The following is a 24,071-nucleotide window of genomic DNA, read 5'->3' on the forward strand; positions in this document are numbered from 1 at the left end:
CAGCGTCCGGATGACGCCGGCGAAGACCGCTCTCTTGCCCCTAGACCGCTCGCGAAGCCGGGATTGTTAATCGGATCCGTGGACCAAAAATGACCATCCGCAGTCACCTGCTCACGTTGAGCTTCTGACCTGCGACGTTGAGGGATTGCGGGGCGGGAGAGTGGCGCGGATCACACTCTTGTGCGGGTGGGAGGGGCAGGGGCGCCGCCCGCCGATCGCCCGCTTGTCGCTCGTTACGGGCTTCACCGCCCGGTGTGTGCGGGGCGCTTAGTCGCGGAGCGCACGGCGTCTGACACCCCGTCAACACGCGTAAGGGCCTCCTGGCATCGGCGCGGATAGCGTCATCCACACCGAGCCAGAAGGCCCTCACCGCGCCGTAGCGCCCCCCTGGGCGTGTTACCCGTCACCCACACGCCGGGACGACACACCCAGGTCGCGGCCGCCAGGGACGGGAGGGGGCGATCCCTGGCGGGCGGGGCGCGGGCGCGGTGGCACTGCTCGCCGGGTCACCGCGGAAGCGGACCGTCCCCGGCCGTCGCTGCTCCGCGGGCGCCGGCGGAGCAGCGTCCACTCACACGTAGGTGTATCCGCCGGCGACGACCGTGCTGCCGCCCGGCGTGGTGACCACAACGGGGACGTTGCCGAGCGGGCCCGCCGGGGTGAAGCCGACCAGCGCCGTACCCGACGCATTGACCGAAACCCCCGTCGCCGCAACCCCGTTGAACGTGACCGACGCCCCGCTCAGATTGCTCCCCGTCACCACGAACGCCGTACCACCCGCCGCACTGCCCGACGACGGCGACAGCAACGACACCACCGGCAGGGGCGGCGGCGTGTAGGTGTACCCGCCGGCGACGACCGTGCTGCCGCCCGGCGTGGTGACCACGACCGGGACGTTGCCGAGCGGGCCGGCCGGGGTGAAGCCGACCAGCGCCGTACCCGACGCATTGACCGAAACCCCCGTCGCCGCAACCCCGTTGAACGTGACCGACGCCCCGCTCAGATTGCTCCCCGTCATCACGAACGCCGTACCACCCGCCGTACTGCCCGACGACGGCGACAGCAACGTCACCACGGGCGGGGGTGCCGTGTAGGTGAATCCGCCGGCGACGACCGTGCTGCCGGCCGGGGTGGTGACCACGACCGGGACATTGCCCGCGGGGCCGGGCGGCGTGGTGCCGGTGAGCACCGTGCCCGTGGCGTTGATGGACACTCCGGAGGCCGCGACGCCGTTGAAGGTGACCGTCCCGCCGGTGAGGTTGGTTCCGATGATGGCGAACGCGGTGCCGCCGGTGGTGGGCCCGCTGGTGGGGACGAGCACGGTGACCGTCGGACCGGTCGGCGGGGTCACGGTGTAGGTGTAGCTCACCGCGTTGGAAAGGCCCCTCGGTGTGGTGGCGATGACCTGGACGGTGCCCACGGCGTGTGCCGGTGCGATGACGGTGACCGAGTTGCCGGAGGGGTCCTGGGCGACGATGGTGGCGGGGACACCGCCGAAGGTGACCTGGTTCGTCCCCAGCAGGCCCGACCCGGTGAGCAGGACGGTGTTGCCTCCGGAGGTCGGCCCCGAGGACGGAATGGCGTCGTAGAGTCTCGGATATCTGGGCCAGTCTCCCCCGCCCCCGCCCCCGTCCCCGCCGGGCCAGGCGCCCGGGGTCTGCGGATTTCCTTGCTGCTGTATGACTTCGGACATGTCTTCTCCCTGGGCAGCCGCCACTCCACCGCCGTTTCACGAGTCCATTCGTGAACGGGTCCGTGCGGAGCGGAAGTTGCCGCCGTCGAATGTCGGGTGCCTGCGACGGTAGGGTTCCCGGCGGGTCGGAAGAAGGCGTGTACGTGACAGCAATGATGCGTTCGGCGATCAAAATGACAATACGTAGATGAGCGTCACTCCCGTGCCATGGCCCGGCGTACGCCGGTATTCCCTCGTCCCTTTTTCCGCGCCGTGGGGGCGGACGGCAGGCGTACGGGGAGTGCGGCTGCCGCAGGTGCGTACCGATAGCGGCCGGCTGAGGTGATGCGACGGACCCGGGGACGGATAGCACTCGTCCCCGGGCCCGCTGCTCTTCGATCCCCTGACTGAGGGGAGGTCCGCTTACAGGTGGTAGATGGTCGCGGGCCAGTTGGCCTTCCAATTTCCGTCGCCGAACTGGAGGTTGACGGAACACCTGCCGATGTTGCCGTCACAGTTCAGGCTGTTCGCGGGAACGGGAGCCGCAAGCCGTGCGCCGTCGGCGGACCGGAACGCCTGGTGGAAGATGTTCGCGGACCAGCTCGCCCGCCAGTACCCGTCGCCGAATTGCAGGTTGGCAATGCACTTTCCGGTGTCACCGTCGCAATTGAGAGCGGTCACCGGAACCGGGGCGCGATAGGCGGACCGGGGTGTCTGATGGAAGATGTTCGCCCCCCAGCTGGCCTTCCAATTGTTGTCACCGAAGCGGAGGTTGGCCGTGCACTGGTAGGTGTCGCCATCGCAGTTGAGCGCCGTCACCGGAACCGGAGCGGCGGTGGCCGGACCCGCCAGCCCGATGGCCAGAGCCCCCAGAGCAGCGCATGTGCCGACGATGGTGCGTCGCATAGCCGTTTCCTTCCGTCGTGGGCGCGCGGCGCGCCCGACCACGGAGAAGGATCTGCTGAATTCCCGTCGCTCCGAGCCCGCACCTCACGGCCTTCAACAGAAGGTGTGAATGCCCGCACCCACGCCCGAAGCGGGCGCGGCACTGCCGGTCGGTACGGGTGGTGAACAGCGCAAACGTAGTGATCCAGGGGGCGCGAAGAGGGCGCACTCACGGTCTCCCCGGCTATGTGTGGCCCATACCCCAGGCACGGTCCGGCTGCCCCCGGCAACCTCGGCGGACCGGCGCTTCCGTGCGGAGCGTCTGTGGGCATGAGGACGCCGCCCAGGCGGGTAGGTTCTCCGATTCGCGGTGGCGGCGCCGGGGCAAATCTCACCGATACGGGTGGCCCTGTGCTCCGGTTGGCGTCGGTACTTCTGCGAGGTGGCAGGTTCGGTGCTGGGCTGGCGGCACAAGCCGTACACCGGCTGGCTTTGGTGTGCCCTTGCGCCCCTTCCCCATCGACCTCCACCCCTGCGTGCCGGGAGTCGGCCTCGCCTGCGTGCGAAATCGCCGATGCCCCCGGAGCACCCGCAGCCGCCCCGAAGGAGAGAAGTGACCACTACCTCGTTGCGTCCGACCGGCGCCCCGGAAATTGAACAGCTTCCGGAACCGCCGCTGCGCAGATCCATGGAAATCCAGGGAAACATCCTTGCCGGTTTCAACAAAGACTATATGGCGTTCCGCTATGTGCGCTTCCCCGATGGCGCGAGCGGCCGTGGCTGGCTTTCCGTCATGCTGAACACCGTCTCGGTGACCGCTACGGTCGAGGACTTCAATGAGGAGTTCTCCCTTTCCCGCCGGGCCTATGGCCAGGACCCGGCCCTCGTCACGACCTGGGTCGGGGTCTCCTTGACGTTCCAGGGCCTGCTCCAGGTCGCCCGGGAACCCGAAAAGGTGAAGCAGGACCTGACGCCTTTCGAATCGTTTGTGAAAGGCGCGGACGGTCGGGCGGCGGACCTCGGTGACGACGGTACGAGCGCACCGGAGCACTGGTATTTCGGCGCGGACCGGAAAGGCGTACACGCCGTGCTGATCGTCGCCGCGGACACGGAGGAGGCGCTCAACGAAAAGCTCCGGAATATCGCGGCCGCGGATTCGGCGCACGGGGTGGACCTGGTCCACCAGGACGACGGCCGCACCCTGACCGGAGATCTGCGCGGGCACGAGCACTTCGGGTACAAGGACGCCATTTCCCAGCCGGGGGTCAAGGACTTCCACCGCGAGGACCGGGAGAACCCCGGTGTCCGGGACAACCGCCCGGGGTCCACCCTGGTCGAGCCCGGCGAGTTCGTCTTCGGCTACAAGAGTGAGAGCGGAGAACCGCCCGAGGCCCCCACGTGGCTGGACAACGGTTCTCTGCAGGTGGTGCGCCGTCTGCGGCAGGACGTCCCCGGCTGGAACGACGCCGTGGAGCGCGAGGCACCCAAGTTCCGGCCGCACGGTATCTCCGCCGAACTGCTGGGCGCGTGTCTGGTCGGCCGCAAGAAGGACGGCACGCCGCTCGCGCAGGGCGAGAACCCGGTGATCGGGGTCGGTCCGGAGCGCAACGACTTCACCTACGAGAACGACGGCCAGGGGAAGCAGACCCCGTGCGCGGCGCACATCCGCAGGTCGCATCCCCGTCATTTCGAGCCCACCCAGCGGCACCGCGTCATGCGCCGCGGCATTCCGTACGGGCCCGCGTACACGGGCCGCAACGCGGACGCGGACCGCGGCCTGATGTTCGTGTGCTACGGCACCTCGCTGGAGCGGCAGTTCGAGTTCCTGCAGCGGGCCTGGTCGAACAACCCCAACTTCCTGCCCGGAGAGAGCGGTGCGCCCAACGGCATCGACAAGGTGACCGGCACCATCCGGCAGGGCGGTTCCGGCAGCCCGGACGCCCATATCGTGCTGGAAGACGGCCAGGAGGGCACCGTCTCGATGGACCGGTTCGTGCAGACCACCGGTGCGGTGTACGCCTTCACCCCCTCCATCAGCACTCTGCGGCGGCTCGCCGCGCACGAGTCCCTGCACGAGAAGGGCTGAGCCGCCATGAGCGACATCCGTCATGAGCACCGCGGTGAGCACACCGGAGCCGAGCGCGCCAGCGAGAAGACCTACCAGCAGCTCGCCCGCGAACTCCTGCTGGTCGGCCCCGAGCCGGCCAACGAGGACCTCAAGCTGCGCTACCTCGACGTACTGATCGACAAGGGGCTGGAGCGCCCCGCCGCCCCCAAGCGCATCCTGATCGTCGGAGCGGGCATCGCCGGACTGGTGGCCGGCGATCTGCTGACCCGTGCCGGCCACGATGTGACGATCCTGGAGGCCAACGCCAACCGGGTCGGCGGCCGCATCAAGACCTTCCACGCCAAGAAGGGTGAGCCGCCGCCGTTCACCGACCCCGCGCAGTACGCGGAGGCCGGAGCGATGCGCCTGCCCAGCTTCCACCCGCTGACCCTGGCGCTGATCGACAAGCTCGGCCTGAAGCGGCGGCTGTTCTTCAACGTCGACATCGACCCGTCGACCGGCAACCAGACCGCCCCCGTTCCGCCGGTGGTCTACAAGTCGTTCAAGGACGGCAAGATCTGGACGAACGGCGACCCCAGCCCCGAGTTCCGGGAGCCGGACAAGCGCAACCACACCTGGATCCGCACCAACCGCGCCCAGGTGCGCCGCGCCCACTACGCCAAGGACCCGTCGCAGATCAACGAGGGCTTCCACCTCACCGGCTGCGAATCGCGGCTGACCGTGTCCGAGATGGTCAACCAGGCACTGGAGCCGGTGCGCGACTACTACTCCGTGCTGCAGAGCGACGGGAAGCGCGTCAACAAGCCCTTCAAGGAGTGGCTGGACGGCTGGGCCGGGGTCGTCCGCGACTTCGACAGCTTCTCCATGGGCCGCTTCCTGCGCGAGTACGCCGGGTTCAGCGATGAGGCCATCGAGGCGGTCGGCACGATCGAGAACATGACCTCGCGGCTGCACCTCGCCTTCTTCCACAGCTTCCTGGGCCGCAGCGACATCGACCCCACCGCCACCTACTGGGAGATCGAGGGCGGCAGCCGGAAGCTCCCGGAGGCGCTCGCCAAGGATCTGCGGGACCAGATCGTGATGGGCCAGCGGATGGTCCGGCTGGAGTACTACGACCCGGGCCGCGACGGCCATCACGGCGGACTCGCCGGACCGGGCGGCCCCGCCGTCGCCATCCAGACCGTGCCCGAGGGCGATCCGTCCGGAGAGGTCGAGACCTGGACCGGGGACCTGGCGATCGTCACCATCCCGTTCTCCAGCCTGCGGTTCACCGCGGTGACCCCGCCGTTCTCGTACAAGAAGCGCCGGGCCGTCATCGAGACGCACTACGACCAGGCGACCAAGGTGCTCCTGGAGTTCTCGCGCCGCTGGTGGGAGTTCACCGAGGAGGACTGGAAGCGGGAGCTCGACGCCGTCGCACCGGGTCTGTACGACTACTACCAGCAGCGGGGCGAGGACGACGCCGAGGCCGCGCTGGCCGTTCCGCAGAGTCTGCGGGATCTGCCCACGGGGCTGCTCGGCGCCCATCCGAGCGTGGACGAGAAGCGCATCAGCCCGCAGCAGGTGGAGTACTACCGCAACTCCCCGCTGAGCGGCGGCGTACGGCCGGCCACCCATGCCTTTGGCGGCGGTTCCACCACCGACAACCCCAACCGTTTCATGTACTACCCCTCGCACCCCGTCCCCGGCAGTCAGGGCGGCGTGGTGCTGGCGGGCTACTCCTGGTCGGACGACGCCGCGCGCTGGGACTCCTTCGAGGAGGCCGAGCGCTACAGCTACGCCCTGCTCAACCTCCAGTCGGTGCACGGCCGCCGGATCGAGGTCTTCTACACCGGGGCCGGCCAGACCCAGAGCTGGCTGCGCGACCCGTACGCCTGCGGTGAGGCCGCCGTCTACACCCCGCATCAGATGACCAGCTTCCACCTCGATGTGGTGCGGCCCGAGGGGCCGGTGCACTTCGCCGGTGAGCATGTGTCGCTCAAGCACGCCTGGATCGAGGGCGCGGTGGAGACGGCCGTACGCGCCGCCATCGCCGTCAACGAGGCTCCCGCGGCGGACGAGAGCGCCTTCGGCGGCCGGGCCGCGGCCCCCCGCGAGCGCCGGTCCGTCACCGGATCGTCGGACCGGCCGCGCGAGGGGGTGCTGACGTCATGACCACCTCCTCGACGTGCACCGTGGCCGAGTATCTGGCCCGCAGGCTGGAACAGCTCGGCATCACCCATCTGTTCGGCGTTCCGGGCGACCACCTGGGCCCGTTCCTGTCGACCCTGCACGAGAAGACCAAGGTGCGCTGGGTGGGCACCCCCACCGAGGGCGGCGCGGGCCAGGCCGCGGACGGCTATGCCCGGGTGACGTCCGCCGACGCGGAGATCGCGCTCGGCGAGCAGGGCATCGGCGCGGTCGCGGTCACCTACAGCGTGGGCGCGTTCAACCTGCTCAACGCGATCGGCGGCGCCTTCGCCGAGTATGTACCGCTGATCGCGATCAACGCCGCTCCGTCGTACGAGCAGTGGCTCAACCAGCAGGCGATCGGCCTGCTCACCTCGCACATGTCGCAGCGGCCGGAGAGCAACCTGGAGGTCTACCGCCAGGTGACCGTGGACGCCCAGGCCCTCTCCAACCCCGGTCTGGCCCCCACCCAGATCGACAGCGCGATCACCGCGTGCCTCTCCCACCGCCGGCCGGTCTATCTGGAGGTCATGGATGACCTCTGGGGGGCGCAGTGCCCCGCACCGCAGGGCCGGCTGACGCGGCGTGAGCGGCCCGTCACCGTGAAGAACGAGCGCATGCTCGACCGCGCGGTCACGGCGTGTGTGGAACTGGTCCGGCGCTACGGCAATCCGATCCTGTGGGCCGGCGAGGAGATCGACCGCTTCCGGCTGTCCGACGAGTTCGAGAAGCTGGTGCGGGAGACCCGTATCCCGTTCTGCACCACCATCGGCGCCAAGTCCGTGGTGTCCGAGTACACCCCGGGCTTCTCCGGTGTCTACAACGGCAAGGCCAGCCATCCGGAGGTCGCCGAGGTCTTCAACAACGCGGGCTGCCGCATCGGGCTGGGCTCGTGGGCGACCTCGAAGAACCTGGGCGGCGAGCGGTCGATCGGTGACGACTGGGCGGTCGCCGCCCACGACGGGGTGCATGTCGGCGCCTCGTACTTCCCCGATGTGCAGCTCGCCCGGTTCCTCCCCGCGCTGCGGGAGCGCCTGGTGGCCGAGTTCGGGGACGGCGCCTTCGCCGCGGACTACTTCGCCCGCGCGCACGAGGACGGCCTCCAGGTCGCCGACAGCACCGCCGCCCATCTGGCCTCCCAGACCGGCGGACCGTACCCGGAGACCGTGACGTACGACAGCTTCTTCCGGCACATCAACGCCTTCCTCGAAGAGCAGACCAGCGAGCCGCCGGGCGCGCGCAGCAACCCGTTCACCGTGGTGTGCGACGCCGCGTTCGCGCTGATCGGCTCGATGAATCTGCGGATGGCCGAGCGCGCCTCGTACGTGGCGCAGAACAGCTGGCTGTCCATCGGCTACTCGGTCGGCGCGGCCACCGGGGTGGCGCTCGGCCGGAGCCATGCGGGAAAGCGCCCGATGGTCTTCGTCGGCGACGGCTCGTTCCAGGAGACCTGCCAGGAGATGTCCACCCATGTGCGGCACGGTCTGCGCCCGGTGGTGTTCGTCCTGGACAACGAGGCGTTCTACGGCATCGAGCAGATGCTCGTCCACCCCTGCTACTACCAGGACGGCACACCCCGCTCCGACGGCGCCGACTTCTACAACGAGCTGCACCCCTGGCGGTACGAGAAGCTCGCGGACGTCTTCGGCTCCGCCAAGCACCCGATGCACGGCTTCGCGGTCCGCCGGCACGACGAACTCACCGATCTGCTGAAGCGGATCGCCGAGCCCAGTGACGCGGTCAATCAGGGCCCGGTCGTGGTGCGGGTGCAGCTGGACCGGCACGACTATCCCGAGGCACTCAAGTACAAGGTCGCCGAGAACTGTCCGCCGTCCGGCGGCGCACCGTCGGAAGGGAAAGTGGGATGACCAGCCCGAACGAACAGCGGTCCGCGGCAAGCGCCACCCTCGACGACTCCGCGGAGGCGCTCCGGCACGCCATGAGCGGTCTGTCCGGGCCGGAGGCCACCGGCTGGACCGGCGCCGTACGGCCCGTCGGAAGCCCGGGTGAGGGCAGGAAGGTGCTGATCCTGGGCGCCGGTGTCGCGGGTCTGACGGCCGCGTACGAACTGAGCATGCTCGGCTACCGGGTCACCGTCCTGGAAGCGCAGGAACGCGTCGGCGGGCGCAACCGCACCGCGCGCAAGGGGGACAAGCTCTACGAGCTCGATGAGCACGGTGTCGTCACCCCGACGCACACCTGCGCCTTCGACGACGGCCTGTACCTCAACCTCGGGCCCGGCCGTATCCCGTACCACCACCGCCGGGTGCTCACGTACTGCCGTGACTTCGGTGTGGCCCTGGAGCCGTACATCATGGAGACCACGGCGAACCGGGTCCGCCCGCCGCACGCCGAGGTGACCTGGCCCAACCGGCGGGTGGCGAACGACACCCGCGGCCACCTCGCGGCCAAGCTCGCCGAGACACTGGTCAGCAGGGACGCCTTCACCGGTGAACTGCGCCATCTGCTGCGGGTGTTCGGCGCGCTCGACGCGAACGGCAAGTACCGTGGCTCCACCCGCTCGGGTTATCTGGACCGGCCCGAGATCGAGGAGTGGCCGGTATCGGCCCCGCCGCTGTCCTTCGAGGAGCTGGTGAACTCCGGCTTCTGGAAGGCCCGTTTCTACCAGCCGGTCGACTATCTGTGGCAGGCCACGATGTTCCAGCCGGTCGGCGGCATGGACCACATCGTCAAGGCACTGGCACGGGAGGCCAAACGGGCCGGCGCGACGTTCGTGCTGGGCGCCGAGGTCCGGGAGATCGAGATCGATCCGCGCGGCCTCGGGGTCACCGTCAGGTACCGCAAGGGCGATGACGAGTTCCATGACGACGCCCGTTACTGCGTCAGCAACATCCCGGCCCCGGTGCTCCGCAAGGTCAAGCTGACCCGCTTCTCGGACCCCTTCGAGCAGGCGATCCGCCTCGTGGAATTCGAGAAGACCTGCAAGGTCGGCTGGCAGGCGAACCGCCGCTTCTGGGAGGGCGACCTCGGCGCCTGGGACGACACCGAGGGGATCTACGGAGGCATCAGCTGGACCGGTCACAACATCACCCAGATGTGGTATCCGTCCAACGACTACTTCTCCGACAAGGGGACCCTGACCGGCGCCTACAACTTCGATGGCGCGGCCGACACCCTCGGGAAGCTCACCCCGGAGAAGCGTCTGCGGCTGGCGCGCGAAGGCGCCATCCAGCTGCATCCGGAATTCAAGGACAGAAAGCTCGTCCCCGACGAGAAGGGCGTCTCCATCGCCTGGCACAAGGTGCCCTACCAGCTGGGTGGATGGGCTGCGTGGAAACCGCAGGTGGAAAGCCACAAGAAGGCCTACAAGCAACTCCTCCAGCCCGAGGGCACCGACGCGTTCTTCGTCACCGGCGACCAGATCTCGCCGCTGCCCGGCTGGCAGGAGGGCGCGATGATGTCGGCCCACTACGTCATCCAGCAGATCCTGGGCATCATGCCCCTGAGCGCACCGGAGGAGGTCGCCGTACCCGACTCGGTCGCACTGACGCAGGGTCTGTTCTGAGCATGCGCAAGGCTCTGACGGTCCCGAGGGACTGAGGGGCGGGCTCCCTGCGGAGACCTCTCGATGCGCAACGTCCGTCAGTTTTGGACCCTCAACGCACCACGGTCTGATCACTTACCGCCTTCGGGCCGGGTCCCGCCGCCCAGACCCAACAATGTGCGCATGGCTGACGACTGGAAGCGACAGATCGACCGGCTCCACGAGGGCTTGGTACGCCGCGACGATCCGACGGAATGGGTGACCGAGGCCGATGCCGTGGACGCCTCCTACCGCTATCCTCATCTCGCGCTGCGCGGCCCGGTCTTCGGGCTCGCCGCGCAGGATCCCGAAACCGGCGCGGAGTGGCGGCTGTTGAGGCCCGCAACCAGTGGCATGCCCCAAGAGGCCAGGGACAGCTTGAACTCACTGCTGTGGTTCAAGGCCAAGGACGACACCGACGACCCCGCCGTCCGGCGCGAACTGCTGGCTGCCGTGGCGGTGCTCGAACGCGAGCCGGTCGATGAGATGACGGTCCTCGGCGTGCGCTACCGGGTGGTGCGCGGGGACGAGTTCGCCCGCAGCGGCGAGCGCGGTCTGGAGCCGCCGCGGCCGACCGACCCGGAACCGGCCGACCGTTCTTGGGAAGGCCGGCAGGAGACACCCTCACCGGACCTGGGCTTCGCCCTCACCCCCGGCAAGGAGGACGGCGTCATGGCGGGCGCCATGAAGCTGGCACTCCAGGGGTTCTCCTACTCCGGCTCCAGGTTCCCCGCTGAGGTGCGCCGGGACTCCGAGCGGGCGCTCACCTCGCATCCGGACATCGTGCTGCTTCCCGTCGGCTTCGGGGTGGTGGAACGCCGCGGCCGCGGGTGGCGGCCGCACGGCGCCCTCATGCCGACGCCCCATGACGCGCGGCGGCTGCTGTTCGACGGGATGGCCGAATTCTGGCCCCTGCTCCACGAGTTCAGCGACCGTGAACGCACCCGCCACGCGCGGGCCGCCGAGACATTCAAGGCCGCCGGCCGCGCGGACGAAGCGCGCGTCGGCGACACCCTGTACCGGATCTGCCGCATCGAGCGGATGCTCAGGTCAGGCCCCGACGGCCCGGAACCGCCTCGCCCCTCGGACCTGGATGACGAGGGCCCGACGAAGATCCACCCGACGATGGACGAGGACGGCACCATCCGCTACGACGACTGAACAGCGCCGGGAGGGACGAGCGACTGCGCACGGCGGGCGGCCCTCCGCGGGTCGCCGTCAGCCTGCCCCGGGAGAAACACCGGGAGAGGTGGCAGGGCAGGGGCACCGGCTCACCAGGAGGGCCGGATCGGGCCGTTCGGCGCGATCCGGGCCAAGTCGGCGGCGAGGACGCCGAAGCGCTCCGCGCCGAGCGTCGCCTGCCACGGGGCGACGGCTGTGCGGGCCGCCTTGTCGGCGGCCCGCGTCGGCCGGACGCGCTTCCCCATCGACGGCGAGATCGCCGAACTCGCCCCGGCGATGCGGCGGTGGCCCCCGCCGGCGCCGCCCTCGCCGTGGCCAATCCCGCCGACGAGCCGGCACGGATGTGGGTCACCACCCGTACCGGCCTGACCGCCGAGCTGGCGGACGGCAGCAGCCTGGCGCCGCCGTGGGCCAACTAGGGCCTCTCGTTCGGATCAGGCAGCTCGTGGTGGCGGCCCGGGCCCACTCCGGTCGTCGGCGCACCGGGTCAGGAGTCGCCCTCCCCCGCCGGCTGCTGAGGCCGGCGTTCCGGGGCCGGTGCGGGGAGGGAGAGTTCGGCGACGGCTCCGCCGTCCGGGGCGTTCGAGAAGCGCAGGGTGGCGCCGAGGACCCGGGCCTGGCCCACGGCGATGGTCAGCCCGAGGCCGTGGCCGGTCTTCTTGCCGCTTCCGGAGTGGCTGCTGAAGCGCTGGGGGCCGTGGTCGAGGAGCCGGGCGGGGTAGCCGTCCCCGTGGTCCCGGACCGTGAGGGTCAGACCGTCGACGGTCAGGACCACCGGCGGGCGGCCGTGCTTGTGGGCGTTGGAGACGAGGTTCCCCAGCACCCGCTGGAGCCTGCGCTGGTCGGTCTCCACCCGGGCGTCCCGCTCGATACGCACCTCGGCCGCCAGCCCGGTGGCCAGCACCGCCCGCTCGGCCAGCGGCCCCAGCTGATGCACGTCGATGTCGGCCTGCTCCACCTCCGCGTCAAGACGGGAGATCTCCAGCAGGTCCTCGGTCAGCCGGCTCATGGTCCGGATACGGTCCTGCACCATCTCCGTCGGACGGCCGGACGGCAGCAGTTCGGCCGCCACCCGCAGTCCGGTCAGCGGGGTGCGCAGCTCATGCGCCACATCGGCGGTGAAGCGCTGCTCGCTGTGCAGCTTGGCCTGGAGCGCGGCGGCCATCGCATCGAGTGCGGCGGCCACCGCGGCGGCCTCGTCCTGGGCGTGGTCGGGACGCGAGACCCGGGGATCGTCCACCCGGGCGTCGAGATCGCCGGTGCTGATCCTGCGGGCCACCTGGGCCGTGTGGTGCAGCCGACGGGTGATGCGGGAGACGGCGAACAGCCCGACGAGGAGGGTGAGGCAGATCGCGAACGCCGAGGAGCCGATGATGGACCGGTCCAGCCCGCGGAGCGCGGCGGCCCGCTGGCTGTAGTCGAGATGGACGGCGAGCGCCTTGCCGTCGGCGGGGGTGACGGCCCACATCGCCGGGCGGCCACGGTGGTCGGCGAGCTGGGTGCCGCGCTCACCCCGCCGTGCCATGGCGCGGAGCGAGGCGGGGAGGTCGGCGGGATTCACCGCGGCGTTGCGGCCGAGGGGCTCCCCGGCGACATACGCCGCCGCGACGGTGTCCAGTTCGGCCAGAGCCGCACCGCGGGCCTGGTCCTCGGTCTGCCGGCCGACCAGGACGTGCACCAGGACGCCGACCACCGTGGCGAGGACGCAGCACATGACGATGACGAAGACGGCGAACTTCCAGTAGAGCGTCGCCGTCCAGGCGGGCAGGCGCAGCCGCGCACGAGTCCGGCCGGCGCTCATGGCGTCCGCTTCGGGGTGGGGGTGGCCGGGTCCGCCTGGTCGAACTCCATGGCCCGCAGTGCCATGGTCCGCGTCCGGGCGTCCCACGCGTACACCGTGCGGGTGGCGTAGCCGGGTGTGCCGGTGGGCTCCCGCAGGATCAGATCGCCGTTCGCGATCTCGACCGACAGCGGCGTCGCACCGGCGTCCATGATCCGGGTCACCACCCCGTGGTGGAGCTTGAAGACCCACAGCGCCAGGGATGCGTCCGGCGCCTCGATGCCGACGATCAATTCGGCCTTCCCGTCGCCGGTCAGGTCCTGGTACTGCGGTTTCCGTACCGGACAGCGCGCCGGTTCGTCGGCGCAGGCATCGATCTTTCTCGTGGTGGCGGAGTCGAACTGCGGCCCGCCGCCGAGGGCGGACCCCGCGGCCACCTGCGCCTTGACGACGGTGAGCAGCGGCGCCTTGCGGATGTCCCCGGACGGCACCCGGGGCACCCCGGGAACGGCGGCGGGCAGGTTCTCGCCCGTCCCCGGCTCGGGTTGCGGCGCGGGCTTGCGATCCGGCCACAGCCGCACCGGGGCGGAGGCGGCCGAGGTACGGCCGGCGCTCAGCGGCTCCCCGCTCCCCGCACAGCCGCCCAACAGTGCCACCATGCCCGCTACCGCAAGCGCCAACGACATCATCCGTACCGGCCCCGGGGGATACGGGGAAGGCAAGGAACGGAGAAGAAGCACATCTCTTCCAGTCGTGGTGCGGGCTGAGCCTGTCCGGATCATAATGCTCGCCGCGCTCCACCGCGCAGCCCGGGATATCCGCAATGCCCGGACAAGAGGCATCACGTGGCTTATCCGCGAAGCGTGCGGGGTCAGGTGCCGCTGACACCCAGCCGCGCATAGTCGTAAGCGCCGTAGGCGGGGGAAACGTGGACATCGGTCAACCGCGGGCTGCGCCAGCTGACGTACTTCTCGTAAACGAACGGCAGGTAGTAGGCGTTGTCCGCGACCTTGTGGTTGATCTGCTCGTAGGCCTCACCGGCCTTGTCCGGGTCGGGTTCGGCGATGGCCTCGGCGAGGAGCTTGTCGATGGCCGGGGAGTCGACCCCGGCAAGGTTGTAGCTGCCGCTCGGCGGCTGCAACCGGCTGTCGACGAGCGGGCGCCAGAAGGCCTGTCCGGTGGGGAAGTCGGCGCCCCAGCCCGCGATGACGATGCCGTAGCCCCGCCGCTTCACCTCGGCCGGCACACCGACGATGTCGGACGACCGTGCCCCGTCGAACTGCTCGACCTCCGCCTTGATCCCGACCTTGGCCAGCGCGCTCTGCAGCGCTTCGGCGGCGTAAACCTCCGGCGGCCGGTCGTTGCGCACCGCGATCCTGGTCGAGAAGCCGTCCGGCCGGCCGCACGCCTTCAGCTCATCCCTCGCCTTGGCCACGTTCGGCTTGCCGCCGTTCTTGAGCACGCCGTACGGATCGAACGTGGGGTCGGCGCCCTTGATGCCCGGCGGAAGCAGATTCGGCGCGAGGTCCCCGCCTGTAACGCGGCCGCCCAGCGCGGTCTGCAGACTGCGGCGATCGGCGGCATGGATGACCGCCCTGCGGCAGTGGATGTTGCCCATCGGTTTGACGGCCTGCGGAAATCCCGCGTAGCGGACGAAGCCGGACCGCGGGGTGTCCAGGTTCTTGTTGCGGTCGCTGTCCGACAGCATCGCGGTTCTGCCGAGCGGGCCCAGCTTGGAGGGGGACAGCGCCAGGTCGTGGCTGCCCTTGAGCAGGGCGGCGTCCACGGATCCCTGGTTGTTGGTGATGGTGACGCTGATCTTGTCCGGGAGGGCCTTACGGATCGGGTCGGACGACGGCTGCCAGTGGGGGTTGCGCACCAGCTCCAGCGATTTGCCGGGGCTGTAGGACCGGAACTTGTACGGCCCGCTGGAGAACGGTCTGAGGCCGTATTTGGCCTTGGTGTCCTGGCTCCGTTTCACCGGTGAGGCGGCCACCATGGCCAGCATCTGCTCGAAGTCACCGTTGGCCCGGGGCAGCTTGAAGACGATGGTCCGGGGATTGGGCGTCTCGATCGCTTTCAAGCCCGTGGGGGACGTGTCCTTGTACGGGCCCCGGTAGGTTCCGTCCGGGTCGAGCGCCTGCTGTAGGTAGGACGGTCCACCGGAGATGACGTCCGGTGCCCAGAGCCGCTCGATGCCGTACTTGATGTCCTTGGAGGTGACGGGCGACCCGTCCTCCCAGGTGGCCCCCTTGCTCAGCGTGTAGGTGTAGGTCCGGCCATCGTTGCTGATCCTGGCCTTGGTCGTGGCCAGATCAGGTGTGAGTTCGACGCCCTTCGACTCCGGGTCGTAGGTCACCAGTTGACGGGCGTAGTAGCGGGCGAAGTTCCATACGAAGCCGTAGTAGCCGCGCTGCGGGTCCCAGGAGTCGGCATCGGCGGCGTTGATGAACTTCAGCGTGCCGCCCTTTTTGCCCCCTGGCTTGAGGACATGGCCGACAGCTGCGTTGTACGTGGCTTCGGTGATGCCGCCCTTGGACTTGCCGTCGGATTCCCGGTGGGACCCGTTCAGCAGAGCGAGGGTGGTGGACACGCCCGCGACCAGGAGCGCCGCCGACACCACCGCGAGGGTCCTGGTCCGGACGGAGGCCGAACGTCCGCTGTGCCGCTGCCCGTCGGTGCGGGCAGCTTCCGGCGTCGCGTGCTGTCGGGGTGCGGTGGTCTGCGGTTGCTCCTTGCCGCGCGTGTCGGGGGTGCGGTCCGGGGAAGGGGCCGGGGGCTTCGGGGCCGGCCGAGGCTTCGGGGCCGGCCGGGACGGCGGCTGCGGGCGGTGGGTGGGGTGGGCACGGTTCCGGGCCAGGGCGATCAGCCCGCCGGTGTTGCGGTTGCCCTGCTGGGGCAGCGGCCGGGACTTGGCCGCCAGAGTGACGTAGAGGTGCCGGTACAGGGTCTGCATGTCCAGCAGGGACGGGCCGTCGACGATCCCCTCGGTCAGCGCGGTGATCAATTCGCCGGTGAACGCGGTGAATTCCTCGCCGGGCGGGGACAGCGCCTTACGGGTCTTCGCGGAGGCCGCCATCAGGGACGTGCCGTCGATCAGTGCGTGGTCGACCACCTGGGTGGTGCCGCTCATACCGCCCGTCAGGGCCCGCCCGCTGTAGCAGCAGTCCAGAATCACCACCTTGTGCCGGGCGCCGATCCGCGGATCCAGGATCGCCCGGCGCACCCACTCGAAGGGCAGCGCGCTGTACAACCGTTCCTGGTCCGAGCCGGGCAGCGCCAGGTACAGCTCGTCGCTGTGCGGGTCGATGAGCCCATGCCCGGCGTAGTAGACGACCAAGGTGTCGGTGGCGCGCAGGGCGACGCTGTTGAGGGTGTCGAGTACGTCCTGGGCGCTCGACGGCTGGGGCAGTGCGACGCAGTGCGTCGGCGGTAATCCCCACAATTCCGGGTCGGTGAACGCCCGGGTGAGCCCGGCCAGATTGCGCTCGACGGCAGGTAAGGCCGCCAGGCTCTCGTAATCATGGGCACCGATGAGCAGGGCCTGCGAGGCCGCGGGGTCAGGGAGGATCGTCACGGCGACTGCCGATCCGTTCGCTCTCCGCCGGCCCCGTCCGCCGTCGGCCACGGCCGGTGCGAGGCCGCCACGATCCGGGGGACCGCGTGCGGTGGGCAGGAAACCGCGGTGTGCCGTGCCGGAACCGTGCCCCGCGCCGGCCGTCGGGACAAGGACGCCGAGGACCGGCCGTCGCGCTCCCCGTTGATCTCCCCGTCGACGACGATCTCGGCCTGCACGCTTGCGTACCCCTCCCCCGGGCCTGCACCCGCTGCGCGAACCAGGAGTACCGATACTAGCCATCTGTGCCTGGGGATGTCCGGGGAGTCAGGGGTGATCGGCCGGCGCGGAGGGACGGCCGGCGCTCGCGCGGCGGCACCGCGGCGCGGCAGGCTCAGCCGATCTGCGCGGAGGTGGCTGAGCCTGCCGCCGGCCCGGAGTGCGGGCGGCCGGGTTGCGACGTGGCTACGGGGCCATCTCGTACGCCCCGGACAGGGCCTCCACCCGCTGCCAGACGCGCTTCGAGCGGGCGTCGTCGATGACCGGGCGGCGGACCGCGCCCAGCGCCCAGCTCTGCTGCTCCGCGGTGGCGGAGTCCTTGCCGTGCAGTTCGACGGCGTGCGCGGAGAAGTCCCGGACCAGGACGGCGAACAGCTCGTCGAGCACGTCCGCGTCGAGGCCGGTCAGCTGCGCCTGCTCCAGGATCAGCTGGCCGTGGACGACCAGCGCGAACAGCTGGCCGATGGCGAGCAGCAGGTCGAGGTCCCGGCTCTGCTCCTCGTCGGGGGCGGCGGTGGTGACGAACTCGCAGAGGGCGTCGGCCTGTTCGCGGAAGCGGGCGACGTTCGGCACCTCGGCGAAGGCGTCGTAGGCGGTGCGCCAGTCGTGGAAGCGTACGGCGCCCAGACCGCGGGCCGGGCCCTGCTGGAAGAGGAACGCGTCGTCGGCCGCGTCGAGGCGGGTCGGCACGGGCGCGTACTCGGCCGGGTTCAGCAGGTGGTTGCCCATGAACTTGAGGATCAGGGCGAGGTTGACGTGGACCGTGCCCTCCAGCTTCGGCAGGCCGCGGATCTCCGTGGCGGCCTGGGCGAAGTAGGTGTCCTTCTCGAAGCCCTTGGCGGCGATTACGTCCCACATCAGGTCGATGACCTTCTCGCCCTCGGTGGTCACCTTCATCTTCGTCATCGGGTTGAAGAGGAGGTAACGGCGGTCCTCGGGGCCCGCGGAGCGGAAGTAGTCGACGGCGCGGTCGCTGAACAGCTTCATTCCGACGAGGCGGACGTAGGCGTCGGTCAGCTCACGGCGGACGTGCGGGAAGGCGGTGACGGGGCGGCCGTAGAGGATGCGGTTCTGCGCATGGGTGACGGCCTCGTACATCGCGTGCTCACAGATGCCGATCGCACCGGTGCAGAGGTTGAACTTGCCGACGTTGACGGTGTTGAGGGCGGCGTCGAAGGCGGCGCGGCCGGTGTGCAGGATGTCGCCGGCGGTGACCGGGTAGTCCTCGAGGCGGAACTCGCTGACGTACTTCGAGGAGTCGACGACGTTCTTCACCAGGTGGTAGGCCGGGTGGCGGCTGTCGGCGGCGAAGAAGACATAGCCGTCGGGGCCCTCGATGTCGGTGCGGCGGCCGAAGACGGAGACGAGTCCGGCGGCGTTGCCGTTGCCGATGTAGTACTTGGATCCGCTGGCGCGGAAGCCGCCGTCACCGTCGGGCTCCAGGAGCATGTCGGTGGAGTAGATGTCGGCGCCGTGGGCCTTCTCGGAGAGTCCGAAGGCGAACACCTCGCCCTGGGAGAGGAGTTCGGCCGCGCGGCTGCGGACGGCGGCGTTGTCGCTCTGCCAGACCGGGCCGAGGCCGAGAATGGTGACCTGCCAGGCGTACCAGTAGTCGAGCCCGTAGAAGCCGAAGATCTCGTTGAGGGCGGCTATCCGGGCGGTGTCCCAGCGCTTGTCCTGGTTCCCGTCGGCGGCGGAGGCCGGGGTGAGGAAGGTCGCGAACAGCCCTTCCTTGGTGGAGAACTCAAGGAAGTCCGACAGCCAGGCGCGAGAGCGGTAGTCCTCGATCAGCTTGCGCTTGCCGCGCTCCTCGAACCAGTCGACGGTGGCGCGCAGCAGCCGGCGGGTCTCGGGGTCGAAGTGCGCCGGGTCGTAGGTGCGGGGGTTGAACAGCAGCGGGTCGGCCATGGATGTTCGCCTTTCCGGCTCAGGGTTGCGGTTTACGGGATGGTGGACGGGAAGCGCGCGCCCGAACGCGGGGGCGTGGCAGGTGAGTTGCTCACCCGGCGCCCGTTCAGTGCTCGGGGCGGAGTCGGTGGAGGGTGGCGAGTACGTCGTCGAGCCAGGCGAGCGTCATCCGCTCATAGGCGATGCCGCCGCGCAGCACGACGTGCTGGAGTTCCTGGCCCGCGTCGGGCGTCGCGGGGGCCTCGGGGCCGGTGAAGTCACGCCGCTCCCCCGCCAGATAGTGGGCGAGGCGGTCGGTGTGGATCTGATGGTGCCGCTCGACCTCATGGATCAGCGCGGCGGGATCGTCGAAGGCCGCACCGCGGATCTTCACGGCGAGGTCGTGCCGGACGCTCTCGGGTTCGATCGGCTCGTGCAGCCACGCGGAGAGCGCGGCCCGGCCGAGAGCGGCGACGGAGTACTCCTTCTTGTCCGGCCGGGCCTGCTGCGGCACCTCGCGGACATCGACCCAGCCGTCGCTCTCCATGCGCTTGAGGACGCGGTAGATCTGCTGATGGGTGGCGGTCCAGAAGTATCCGATGGACCGCTCGAACCGCCGGGCCAGCTCATAGCCGGAGCCCGGCTTCTCCAGCAGGGAGACGAGGATCGCGTGGTCGAGCGCCATACCCCGATCCTTCTATGCAACTCGTTGCATAGACAAGAGGCCCCGGCGGGGTGAGACACGGCTCACCCGGGCGGAGCAGGGCGGGGACGGCGGGGGGGCGTCGTGAGGCCTCGGGACGCGTCCTTACTCCCCGACGGCTCCATCGGCCAGCTCACGTGCGATGTCGAGGTGCCCCACGTGCCGGGCGTACTCCTGGAGCAGATGAAAGAGGATCCAGATCAGGGTGGGGCGGTCCTCGTCGGCCGGGACCTTTCCGCCGAGACTGGCGGCCTGGTCCTCCAGTCGGGCCGCGGCGACGATGGCACGGGACCGCGCGCACTGCTCCTGGAAGAACTCCTTGACGTCCGCGAACGTTTCCCCTGGTTCAACGTGCCACGGCCCTGAACGGTTCTTGAATTCGGCCCATGGTTCTTCGATGTGTTCCCCCTTGAACCCCCATTGCATCCAGCGCAATTCCACACAGGCCAGGTGCTTGAACAATCCCAGCGGCGACCATCCGGTGGGAATCCGGCTGTTCCTCAGCTCCGCGTCGGACATTCCCTCCAACTTGCGCAGCACCGTTTCCCGGTAGAAGTCGAGGTAGCCGGTCAGAAGGTCATAGGGGCTGGTGAGAGTCACCGGAGGCTCTGCGGCGGGTTCGATCTTGTAAACCATGGTGAGGACCTTAAGGAGGAGGGGATGACGTGTCCAGTGGGTCGGCCCGTCTTTTCTGCTCGATGAAATCGGACGGGGCGGGGCGCATTCTTGCGGCGCCGATAAGGATCAAAGCGCGGGGAGGGTCTCTTCGTCAGCCACGGTGATCATCGGTGGTTCATCGTGGTCGTATCGGTCATGGAGCGGTCGTCCGGGGCGTGGACCGGTCCTCGACACGAACCTTGAGCGCCTCGTTGAGCAGCCGGAAGTTGTCCGTCGTCGCGTCAATGGTCTTGCCGAGCAGCGGGATGAGCAGCCCGGAGAATTGTTCGCTCTGGGTGACACGGGTGACACCGTCTTTTTGGCTCAGCACGAAGCGGTGCTCGCCGTCGAAGACACCCGGCAGAAGGAAACGTCCGAGCCAGCGTAATTCGATTCCTGGATCGGCGATCAGCACACGCGGCCGGAACGTCATGGGCCGGCCCTGGGCCGGGAACATCCGCAGGGTGAGGGTCTGGCCGGTCCGGGCCTCGCCGGAGGCCTCACGGATGAAAGGGTTCCACTCGGGGTAGTGCCGGAAATCGGTCAGGGCCTCCCACACCTCAAGGGGAGATGCCGCGATATCGATGGTGGTGGTGATCTCGCGCATGTGCTGTCTCCTTGTTGTCGTGTATCGCGCCGTCGGCATGGTCTGTGTCCACACCGCTGCCCTGCAGGCTCTCAGTGCAGAGGACGGGGTGTGCCACAGTCTTGGACCGCCCTCCCGGACCGCGCTCAGGAGTCCGCCGGTTCGCTCCCCCCGCGGCACCTGTCCGTAGTGGCCATCGCCGCCGCCAGCTGCGGGCGGCCGGTGATCCCGAGTTTGCGGTAGGCGCCGGTGAGGTGGGTTTCCACGGTCCGCAGCGAGACGACGAGCAGTTCGGCGATCTGCTTGTTGCTGTAGCCCTGGGCCGCCAGTGTGCAGACGCGCTCCTCCCCTGCGGTCAGCCCGCGGATTCCCTGGCTCCCGGATCGGGCGACGCGCCCGCCGGCGAGGTGCAGCCGCTCCTCCAGCCGTGCGGCGAGCGCCGTGGCGCCACACCCGACAGCGAGGTCCAGGCCGTCGCGCAGGGCCCCGCGGGCGCCGCGCTTGTCGTCCCGGCGCAGCAGGGCGAGGCCGAAGTCATGGCAGGCGCGGGCGAGTTCGAGGCGTGCGGGGGTGGTTCTGAGGACGGTCACGGCCTCGGCCAGCATGTCGAGTCCCCGGAGGCCGTCCGTCACGGTCCCCGCCGCCCGCAGTGCCACCCCGAGGGCCCGTGGGATCCGGCAGCGCCGGGCGAGGTCCAGCTCCTGTTCGGCCAGCGCACGGGCCGCCCCGGGGTCCCCCAGGGCGAGATGGACGGCGACCGCGCGGGAGCGCCACGGGGACATCGCCGGGCTGACCGTCCCCAGGGCCTCGCAGTGGTGACCGGACTCGCGGAGCAGGGACAGCCCCGTCCGCAGCTCGCCCTGGGCGATCCGCAGTGCGGCCAGGCTCATGAGGAACCGGGGCCGTTCCCATGCCACTTCCGTCTGCCCGGCCACGGCATGAGTGGCCGCAATACGCTCGGCGGCCTCGACCCGGCCCTGGGCGAGCAGCGCGTCGATCCTGATGGTGTCCACGGTCAGGGCGTACGGCAGCCTCCCGGTCGGGGAGGCATGGTCCGCGGCGTCCTGAGCCGCGCCGAGGGCCTCGGCGATGTTTCCGCGGCGCAGCGCCAGCACGGCTCGGTAGACGGTCAGGGAGGAGACCAGCAGTTCCATGCCCCGGCCCGAGATCTCCCGGGTCAGATGGCGGTTGAGCCGGTCGGCCGTATCGAGTTCGTCGAGGTACAGCAGCGTCTGGGCGACGAAGTAGTGCAGCGGGAACAGGTCGTGGGAGAACGCCGGCAGGTTGACGGACGCACGCTCGATCAGAGCGGCGACGTACGGGGCGGGCAGGGCCGCCCGCAGGGCGTGGAAGGCGCGGATGGCGAGCAGTTGGCGCTCCCCCGCGGTGCGGTCGGCCAGGTCGTCGTCGGCGCCAGGGGACGGTGCCGGAGCCGGGCCGGTGACGGACGGCCGCTCGAACTCCATCCAGGAGCGCAGGGCACTCATCCGCAGCGCCAGTTCGCGGTCGGCGGCCCCGGTGCCCGGCGTGGGCCGTTCGCTTAATGCCGCGATCTTCCGGTCCACGCTCGACAGGTCCGTACGGGACCCCCGGGAGAGGAGCAGGGAGTAGGCCAGCACACCCAGGGCGTCACTGCGGGCCGCCTCGTCGGTCAGCCCTTCGAGCGCGCCGGTGACGCAGGAGATGGCCAGCGCGGCATCGTAATGGCTGGCCGCGGTGCCCAGTTCCAGGAGCACCCGGGCGCGCTCGGACTCGTCCAGCGGCTGGTGCAACGCGGAGCGCAGATAGGTCACCGCGGTCTCCGGCGCGCCGCGGCGCAGGGCCTCCGTGGCCGCCCGGCGCAGGGCCGGCAGGACCCAGGAGCCGTGGACGGGGCCGGCCGCCAGCAGATGGGCCGCGACCTCCTCGTCGGGGCGTCCGCTCAGACAGGACACCTGGGCCGCCCGCGCGTGGCCGACGCCGAGTTCCTCGGGCGACAGCGTGGCCAGCACGGTGTCGCGGACGACGGGGTGGGTGAAGCGGGGGTTGCCGTCCGCCCGCAGCAGGCCGAGCGACCGCAGTTCCTCAGCCGCGGACTGCACCACGGCCCGCCCGGTTCCGCAGTACGCGGCGAGCAGCTCCGGTGGCTTGCGGTCGCCCAGGAAGGCCAGCGCCCGTGCCAGCGCCACGACCTCGTCGGACGCCTGGCAGAGCCGGTGCGAGATCTCCCCGCCGAGCGTGGACAGGGTGACGGTGGGGATCCGGTCCCGGAATTCCGTCGTCGGCTTCACCCCGCTGCGCTGTGCCTGGTGGAGCAGGGCACGGACGAACAGCGGATGCCCGCCGGTGGCGGCGTGGCAGGCGGCGCAGAAGGCCTCGTCGGGCTCCTCCGCGCCCCATAGCGTCCGCACCAGCTGTCCCACACCGTCCACGTCGAGCGGCTCCACGACGAGGGTGTGGCAGTTCGCGGGCCGGACCAGCTCGGCGCACAGCGGATCGAGCCTCCGGCCCTCGGCACTACGGGTGGTCACGGCGATCAGCACCGGGAGACTGTCACTGTCCGCCCGTCCGACGAAGTGGACCAGCCAGCGCAGCGACGGCTGATCGATCCACTGCAGGGCGTCCACCGCCAGCAGCAGGGGCTGCCGGCGGGACAGCCGGGAGACCAGTGCGTCCAGTTCCCGCAGCGTCGCTGCCGTCACATTGGCGGCCTCCGGCGGCGGATCCGGGACCGCGGCATCGTCCAGTGCCCGCAGCGTGGCCGCCGCGGACCCTTCCAGAAGGCGTGCCCGGTCGGTGTCGGAGACGGCCGCCAGCAGCGGCTTGAACAGCTGCCGGACGGCGCCGAAGGCGAATTCGCGCTCCAAGGGGTGGCAGCGGGCCCGCAGCACCCGGAACTGCTCGTTCCGGTCCCACCAGGTGCTCAGCAAGGCTGATTTGCCGATTCCGGCCGACCCTTCGAGCTGGACGACGCGAGGACCGCCGGACAAGACGTCGGCAGCCACGGCGTCCATGGCAGCGAGTTCGCGTTCGCGCCCCACCAACGGCCAGTCGTCACCGCACGCATCGCGGGAATGTGCGAACGTCACCAGTTGCTCAACTCTCATCGTTCTCGTCTGGCTTT

17 protein-coding genes are annotated in these 24,071 nt (G+C 70.0%); 6 read left to right on the forward strand and 11 right to left on the reverse strand.

Going from position 1 to position 24,071, the window contains the following annotated elements:
- Nucleotides 1-571 precede the first annotated feature (571 nt).
- Nucleotides 572-1,693, reverse strand: a complete 1,122-nt coding sequence (locus STRNI_RS05005) for an IPT/TIG domain-containing protein (RefSeq protein ID WP_277410633.1) — start codon at nucleotides 1,691-1,693, stop codon at nucleotides 572-574.
- Between the two features lie 402 nt (nucleotides 1,694-2,095).
- The gene (locus STRNI_RS05010; RefSeq protein ID WP_018088730.1) at nucleotides 2,096-2,578 is read right to left on the reverse strand and encodes a hypothetical protein; all 483 of its coding nucleotides are present in this window, start codon (nucleotides 2,576-2,578) and stop codon (nucleotides 2,096-2,098) included.
- A 592-nt stretch (nucleotides 2,579-3,170) separates the two neighbouring features.
- Here STRNI_RS05010 and STRNI_RS05015 point away from each other — a divergent pair.
- The 5 genes from STRNI_RS05015 to STRNI_RS05035 all read left to right on the forward strand — a co-directional run bounded on the left by STRNI_RS05015 (nucleotide 3,171) and on the right by STRNI_RS05035 (nucleotide 11,499).
- Nucleotides 3,171-4,643, forward strand: coding sequence for a Dyp-type peroxidase (locus tag STRNI_RS05015; protein WP_274739632.1), 1,473 nt, complete (start codon nucleotides 3,171-3,173; stop codon nucleotides 4,641-4,643).
- Nucleotides 4,644-4,649: 6 nt separating this feature from the next.
- The gene (locus STRNI_RS05020; protein ID WP_274739631.1) at nucleotides 4,650-6,779 is read left to right on the forward strand and encodes a flavin monoamine oxidase family protein; all 2,130 of its coding nucleotides are present in this window, start codon (nucleotides 4,650-4,652) and stop codon (nucleotides 6,777-6,779) included.
- Nucleotides 6,776-8,662: an alpha-keto acid decarboxylase family protein gene (locus STRNI_RS05025; protein WP_148590221.1), complete on the forward strand. Its 1,887-nt coding sequence runs from the start codon at nucleotides 6,776-6,778 to the stop codon at nucleotides 8,660-8,662. Before STRNI_RS05020 ends, STRNI_RS05025 begins: the two co-directional genes overlap by 4 nt.
- On the forward strand, nucleotides 8,659-10,320 hold the full coding sequence (locus STRNI_RS05030; protein ID WP_277410634.1) for a flavin monoamine oxidase family protein: 1,662 nt from the start codon (nucleotides 8,659-8,661) through the stop codon (nucleotides 10,318-10,320). The genes STRNI_RS05025 and STRNI_RS05030 overlap by 4 nt, the downstream gene beginning before the upstream one ends.
- 162 nt (nucleotides 10,321-10,482) lie before the next feature.
- On the forward strand, nucleotides 10,483-11,499 hold the full coding sequence (locus STRNI_RS05035; protein WP_159484613.1) for a DUF5954 family protein: 1,017 nt from the start codon (nucleotides 10,483-10,485) through the stop codon (nucleotides 11,497-11,499).
- A gap of 110 nt (nucleotides 11,500-11,609) precedes the next feature.
- On the opposite strand, the gene STRNI_RS05040 is transcribed toward STRNI_RS05035, so the two are convergent.
- Nucleotides 11,610-11,765, reverse strand: a complete 156-nt coding sequence (locus STRNI_RS05040) for a hypothetical protein (protein ID WP_277410635.1) — start codon at nucleotides 11,763-11,765, stop codon at nucleotides 11,610-11,612.
- 39 nt (nucleotides 11,766-11,804) lie between these two features.
- Between STRNI_RS05040 and STRNI_RS05045 the strand changes: the two genes are divergently transcribed.
- Complete coding sequence (locus tag STRNI_RS05045; RefSeq protein ID WP_381281997.1) at nucleotides 11,805-11,939, forward strand: hypothetical protein; 135 nt, start codon at nucleotides 11,805-11,807, stop codon at nucleotides 11,937-11,939.
- A gap of 68 nt (nucleotides 11,940-12,007) precedes the next feature.
- On the opposite strand, the gene STRNI_RS05050 is transcribed toward STRNI_RS05045, so the two are convergent.
- The 8 genes from STRNI_RS05050 to STRNI_RS05085 form a co-directional block, all read right to left on the reverse strand.
- Nucleotides 12,008-13,321 carry a sensor histidine kinase gene (locus tag STRNI_RS05050; RefSeq protein ID WP_277410636.1) on the reverse strand — a complete coding sequence of 438 codons (1,314 nt, stop codon included), beginning with the start codon at nucleotides 13,319-13,321 and terminating at the stop codon, nucleotides 12,008-12,010.
- The gene (locus STRNI_RS05055) at nucleotides 13,318-13,959 is read right to left on the reverse strand and encodes a hypothetical protein (protein WP_093639324.1); all 642 of its coding nucleotides are present in this window, start codon (nucleotides 13,957-13,959) and stop codon (nucleotides 13,318-13,320) included. The genes STRNI_RS05050 and STRNI_RS05055 overlap by 4 nt, the downstream gene beginning before the upstream one ends.
- A gap of 212 nt (nucleotides 13,960-14,171) precedes the next feature.
- The gene (locus STRNI_RS05060) at nucleotides 14,172-16,877 is read right to left on the reverse strand and encodes a caspase, EACC1-associated type (protein WP_277410637.1); all 2,706 of its coding nucleotides are present in this window, start codon (nucleotides 16,875-16,877) and stop codon (nucleotides 14,172-14,174) included.
- 444 nt (nucleotides 16,878-17,321) lie between these two features.
- Nucleotides 17,322-19,043, reverse strand: coding sequence for an acyl-CoA dehydrogenase family protein (locus STRNI_RS05065; protein WP_018088719.1), 1,722 nt, complete (start codon nucleotides 19,041-19,043; stop codon nucleotides 17,322-17,324).
- A gap of 106 nt (nucleotides 19,044-19,149) precedes the next feature.
- Nucleotides 19,150-19,707 (reverse strand): PadR family transcriptional regulator, encoded by a 558-nt coding sequence (locus STRNI_RS05070; RefSeq protein WP_018088718.1) that lies wholly within the window; start codon nucleotides 19,705-19,707, stop codon nucleotides 19,150-19,152.
- Nucleotides 19,708-19,830: 123 nt separating this feature from the next.
- Nucleotides 19,831-20,361, reverse strand: a complete 531-nt coding sequence (locus STRNI_RS05075) for a DinB family protein (RefSeq protein ID WP_018088717.1) — start codon at nucleotides 20,359-20,361, stop codon at nucleotides 19,831-19,833.
- Between the two features lie 175 nt (nucleotides 20,362-20,536).
- Complete coding sequence (locus STRNI_RS05080) at nucleotides 20,537-20,989, reverse strand: SRPBCC domain-containing protein (protein WP_274739619.1); 453 nt, start codon at nucleotides 20,987-20,989, stop codon at nucleotides 20,537-20,539.
- A gap of 125 nt (nucleotides 20,990-21,114) precedes the next feature.
- Nucleotides 21,115-24,036: a helix-turn-helix transcriptional regulator gene (locus STRNI_RS05085; protein WP_277410638.1), complete on the reverse strand. Its 2,922-nt coding sequence runs from the start codon at nucleotides 24,034-24,036 to the stop codon at nucleotides 21,115-21,117.
- Nucleotides 24,037-24,071 lie beyond the last annotated feature (35 nt).

It is taken from the genome of Streptomyces nigrescens, assembly GCF_027626975.1.
GTDB classification, from domain to species: domain Bacteria; phylum Actinomycetota; class Actinomycetes; order Streptomycetales; family Streptomycetaceae; genus Streptomyces; species Streptomyces nigrescens.

Excerpts from the sequence above, each read along its gene's own strand:
- STRNI_RS05005 (WP_277410633.1), bottom strand. The coding sequence starts at position 1,693 with ATGTCCGAAGTCATACAGCAGCAAGGAAATCCGCAGACCCCGGGCGCC.
- STRNI_RS05010 (WP_018088730.1), bottom strand. The coding sequence starts at position 2,578 with ATGCGACGCACCATCGTCGGCACATGCGCTGCTCTGGGGGCTCTGGCC.
- STRNI_RS05020 (WP_274739631.1), top strand. The coding sequence starts at position 4,650 with ATGAGCGACATCCGTCATGAGCACCGCGGTGAGCACACCGGAGCCGAG.
- STRNI_RS05025 (WP_148590221.1), top strand. The coding sequence starts at position 6,776 with ATGACCACCTCCTCGACGTGCACCGTGGCCGAGTATCTGGCCCGCAGG.
- STRNI_RS05030 (WP_277410634.1), top strand. The coding sequence starts at position 8,659 with ATGACCAGCCCGAACGAACAGCGGTCCGCGGCAAGCGCCACCCTCGAC.
- STRNI_RS05035 (WP_159484613.1), top strand. The coding sequence starts at position 10,483 with ATGGCTGACGACTGGAAGCGACAGATCGACCGGCTCCACGAGGGCTTG.
- STRNI_RS05040 (WP_277410635.1), bottom strand. The coding sequence starts at position 11,765 with ATGGGGAAGCGCGTCCGGCCGACGCGGGCCGCCGACAAGGCGGCCCGC.
- STRNI_RS05050 (WP_277410636.1), bottom strand. The coding sequence starts at position 13,321 with ATGAGCGCCGGCCGGACTCGTGCGCGGCTGCGCCTGCCCGCCTGGACG.
- STRNI_RS05055 (WP_093639324.1), bottom strand. The coding sequence starts at position 13,959 with ATGGTGGCACTGTTGGGCGGCTGTGCGGGGAGCGGGGAGCCGCTGAGC.
- STRNI_RS05065 (WP_018088719.1), bottom strand. The coding sequence starts at position 19,043 with ATGGCCGACCCGCTGCTGTTCAACCCCCGCACCTACGACCCGGCGCAC.
- STRNI_RS05070 (WP_018088718.1), bottom strand. The coding sequence starts at position 19,707 with ATGGCGCTCGACCACGCGATCCTCGTCTCCCTGCTGGAGAAGCCGGGC.
- STRNI_RS05075 (WP_018088717.1), bottom strand. The coding sequence starts at position 20,361 with ATGGTTTACAAGATCGAACCCGCCGCAGAGCCTCCGGTGACTCTCACC.
- STRNI_RS05080 (WP_274739619.1), bottom strand. The coding sequence starts at position 20,989 with ATGCGCGAGATCACCACCACCATCGATATCGCGGCATCTCCCCTTGAG.